The following is a 3650-nucleotide window of genomic DNA, read 5'->3' as shown; positions in this document are numbered from 1 at the left end:
CATGCTGCCCGAATCCGCGATCCCCTCAACGGCGACCTCACTGGCTTCGATCTGGAAGTATCTCCAGGTGCTGACGTTCGACGAGGGGGCCGAAGGGGCGAAGATATCCGCCTACTTCTTCGCAGCTGAGATCCACCCCAACCTTCGGGAATGGGCGGATGCTGACTGAGGCTCGGGAAGAGTTCGTCGTGGAGCTGCGCGGCTGCAACGGCGGTCTCAGCCTCATGCCTTCCTCGCCCTACACACCTCGCCGGCATCGCTTCCAGGGCGGATTGAACTACTCGCCCATGATCGAGATCGAGGGACGCGTGCTTGCCCCGCAGTCCCTCGGGGGGCGTCGAATCCGCGTGTGGCTGTCCCAGCTCAAGAGCTGGCATTTCGCGAAGCACCGGCATCCATTCATCGGCTACATCTGCGACCGGACCGGCGAACTTCCCGGCGGTGGGCTGGAGACAATGCTCTACATTCCGGAGGATGCCTGGCTCCCCGCCATCGGCTGCCTCGCCGCCACCTGGCGGCGCCTGGACATCACAGGCGCCGAGGGCAATGGCCGCGACATGGCGATCGTCGACTTCTCGTTCTCGTCGAACGCCCTTCCGGCGACTTGAGCAAGCGGTGGTGAGCCAGAGCAACGGCGCCCCGGTGCGGAGGCCCGTGGGCTGGCTACCAGATCGCCAGCGCCTTCATCGCCGCGTTCAAGCAAGCGTTCGGCGTGACCCCCGCGCGGTGGCGAACGCCGCAAGGACGTCAGCGCTCGCGCTGCCTCCAGACCTCGAAGAAGGCCGCTACATTTAGAAGAATGAGTCCCGCGAACGCGATGTTGATGGCGATTATCTCGAAATCAGAGACATAGTAGACATTCAAGATGCTCTTGTACTTGTTGGAGAAGTTCGGTGTGGGCTCAGCTGGCCTGAAGAATCCAAGTGTATTGGTAAAGCCGAAGTAGGCGATCCAGGGCACGTAGAAATACCTGGTGGCGAACCCGATGCATTTGCGGACGAGATTCATGCGTCCGCGCCTTTGGACTCCCGCGCTTTCGCCAGCCTCACCACCCCCTCATCCAGCGTCGCGTCCCCCTTCGAGAAGCACAGCCGCACGATGCTCGACACCTTGTCCGCCTCGTAGAAGGCCGAGACCGGGATCGCCGCCACGCCGGCCGCCTTGACCGCGCGCAGGCAGAAGTCGCGGTCGCCTTCTGTGATCCCCGAGCCCGGCAGGTCGATGTTGAGGAAGTAGGTGCCGGCGCTGGGCAGGACGGCGAAGCCTTCGCGGCGCAGGCCCTCGGTGAGGCGGTCGCGAGAGCGTTCCAGGGTTCGCGGCATGTCGCGGAACCAGTCGCCCAGGTTCGCGAGCCCCCAGGCCACGGCGGCCTGCAGGTTGGGGGCGGTGGTGAAGGTCAGGAACTGGTGGGTGCGGCTGAGCGCGTGGGTGAGGCCGGGCGCGGCGCAGAGGAAGCCCACCTTCCAGCCGGTGAGGCCGAACATCTTGCCGGCCGAGCCGATCTTCACCGTGCGCTCGCGCATGCCGGGATAGGCGATCAGCGGCCGGTGACGGGCGTTTCCGAACACCACCTGCTCCCAGACCTCGTCGCAGACGGCGATTGCGTCATGGGCCACGCAGACCTCGGCCAGCAGCGCCAGGTCCTCGTCCGGGATGACCACGCCGGTCGGGTTCACCGGGTTGTTCAGCACCACCATCCGCGTGCGGGGCGTGAACGCCGCCTCCAGCATCGCGCGGTCGAAGCGCCAGTGCGGCGGCTTCAGGCTGACCAGCTTGGGAACCCCGCCCGCGCGGCGGATCATCGGCAGGTAGGCGTCGTAGAAGGGCTGGAAGACGACCACCTCGTCGCCCGGCTCGATCAGGCCCAGGAAGCAGGCGGCCAGGGCCTCGGTGGCGCCGGAGGTGACGGTGATCTCGGCGGCCTCGAAGTCGAGCCCCTGCGTGCGGTTGTAGTGATCGGCCACCGCCTGGCGCAGCTCGGGCAGGCCGGCCATCGGCGGATACTGGTTGTAGCCGTTCAGGACCAGGTCAGCCGCCTTGGCCCGCAGCGGCTCGGGGCCGGGGTCATCCGGAAACCCTTGGCCTAAGTTGATCGCCCCCAGGGTGCGGGCCAGGCCCGACATCTCCTCGAAGACGGTGGTCGGGAGACTTGAGAAAATCGCATTCGCCATTAGCTCGACATTGGCGGCAGTCTGGGCCGGCGGGAAGGGGAGGTCGCCATGCAGATCGTGGATTTCGAGCCGGCGCACGCTGAGGCGTTCCGCACGCTGAACGAGGCGTGGATCTCGAAATACTTCGCGCTGGAGCCCAAGGACCGCGAGGTGCTGGGCGACCCGCAGGGCAAGATCATCGCCAAGGGCGGGCGGGTCTACATGGCCCTGCAGGACGGCGAGCCGGTGGGCTGCGTGGCGCTGATGAAGATGGACGACGGCGGCTACGAGGTGGCCAAGATGACGGTGTCCGAGACCCTGCGCGGCTCGGGCCTGGGGCGCCTGCTGATGCAGCGCTGCATCGACGCCGGCGCCGAGCTGGGCGCCACGCGGCTTTACCTCGAGACCAACTCGACGCTGGGGCCGGCCCTGGGCCTCTACCGCGCCATGGGCTTCAAGGACCTCGCCCCCACCGACACCCCGTACGCGCGGGCCGACGTGTTCATGGAGCGGGTGTATTGAGGCCCGCTTTGTGCGCCGCAGGCGCAGTCTATTCGACCACGAACCACACGAACCACACGAACGGATGGAGCAACAAGGCGCGGCCAGCAGGCTGCTCCGTTCGTGTGGTTCGTGTGGTTCGTGGTCAATTTAAACGGCGCTGACGCGCCGCCGCGGCTGACAGGTTCCGCGCGACCTTCCATCCGCTCTGCTGTGCAGGTCCCCTAGAACCTCGCCTGCGTCGCGTAGAGCCTCGCGTAGGCTCCGTTCGCCGCCATCAGGTCCTCGTGGCGGCCCTGTTCGGCGACGCCGTCTTCCGTCAGCACCACGATCCGGTCGGCGTTGCGCACCGTCGAGAGGCGGTGGGCGATGACCAGGGTGGTGCGGGACCGGGCCAGTTCTCCCAGGGCCTGTTGGACGGCGCGCTCGCTTTCGTTGTCGAGGGCGCTGGTGGCCTCGTCGAAGATCAGGATCGGCGGGTCCTTCAGGAAGGCGCGCGCGATGGTCAGCCGCTGCTTCTGGCCGCCCGACAGCCGCACGCCCCGCTCGCCGATGTCGGTGTCGTAGCCCTGCGGCAGGGCCATGATGAAGTCGTGCGCGCAGGCCCGCCGCGCGGCGTCCTCGACCTCTGCGACGGTCGCGTCGGGGCGGCCGTAGCGCAGGTTCTCCAGCACACTGCCCGCGAACAGGTAGACGTCCTGCTGCACCACCCCGATGTTCCGCCGCAGCGAGGCCAGCGTGACCTCGCGCAGGTCGTGCCCGTCCACCCGGATCGACCCCGACGTGGCCTCGTAGAAGCGCGGGATCAGGGCGCACAGCGTGCTCTTCCCCACCCCGGAGGCGCCGACCAGGGCCACGAACTCGCCCGCCTTCACCTCCAGCGAGACGCCGTTCAGCACGGGCGGGCCGCCGGGCCGGTAGGCGAAGGTGACGTCCTTCAGGCTGAGGTCGCCCTTCGCCCGGCCCAGCGGTCGGGCATGAGGCGCGTCCTCGATATCG

5 protein-coding genes are annotated in these 3650 nt (G+C 67.6%); 2 read left to right on the top strand and 3 right to left on the bottom strand.

Annotated elements, in window-relative coordinates; all coding sequences use genetic code 11:
- The first annotated feature begins 158 nt into the window (after window positions 1-158).
- On the top strand, window positions 159-608 hold the full coding sequence (locus tag EPN98_RS04245) for a hypothetical protein (RefSeq protein WP_293360793.1): 450 nt from the start codon (window positions 159-161) through the stop codon (window positions 606-608).
- Window positions 609-747: 139 nt separating this feature from the next.
- Here the strand turns inward: EPN98_RS04245 and EPN98_RS04240 are convergent, their stop codons facing one another.
- Window positions 748-1008, bottom strand: coding sequence for a hypothetical protein (locus EPN98_RS04240; protein WP_293360790.1), 261 nt, complete (start codon window positions 1006-1008; stop codon window positions 748-750).
- Complete coding sequence (locus EPN98_RS04235; RefSeq protein ID WP_293360796.1) at window positions 1005-2171, bottom strand: aminotransferase; 1167 nt, start codon at window positions 2169-2171, stop codon at window positions 1005-1007. The genes EPN98_RS04240 and EPN98_RS04235 overlap by 4 nt, the downstream gene beginning before the upstream one ends.
- A 48-nt stretch (window positions 2172-2219) precedes the next feature.
- On the opposite strand from EPN98_RS04235, the gene EPN98_RS04230 reads away from it, so the two are divergent.
- The gene (locus tag EPN98_RS04230) at window positions 2220-2672 is read left to right on the top strand and encodes a GNAT family N-acetyltransferase (RefSeq protein ID WP_293360787.1); all 453 of its coding nucleotides are present in this window, start codon (window positions 2220-2222) and stop codon (window positions 2670-2672) included.
- A 203-nt stretch (window positions 2673-2875) separates the two neighbouring features.
- Here EPN98_RS04230 and EPN98_RS04225 read toward each other — a convergent pair.
- The coding region (locus tag EPN98_RS04225) for an ATP-binding cassette domain-containing protein (RefSeq protein ID WP_293360784.1) at window positions 2876-3650 on the bottom strand (775 nt) is incomplete at its 5' end.

Origin of the sequence: Phenylobacterium sp. (assembly GCF_004299445.1) — a bacterium.
Taxonomy (GTDB): Bacteria; Pseudomonadota; Alphaproteobacteria; order Caulobacterales; family Caulobacteraceae; genus Phenylobacterium.
The sequence above is the reverse complement of the archived record's forward strand: the minus strand, read 5'-3'. Positions and strand labels throughout refer to the sequence as shown.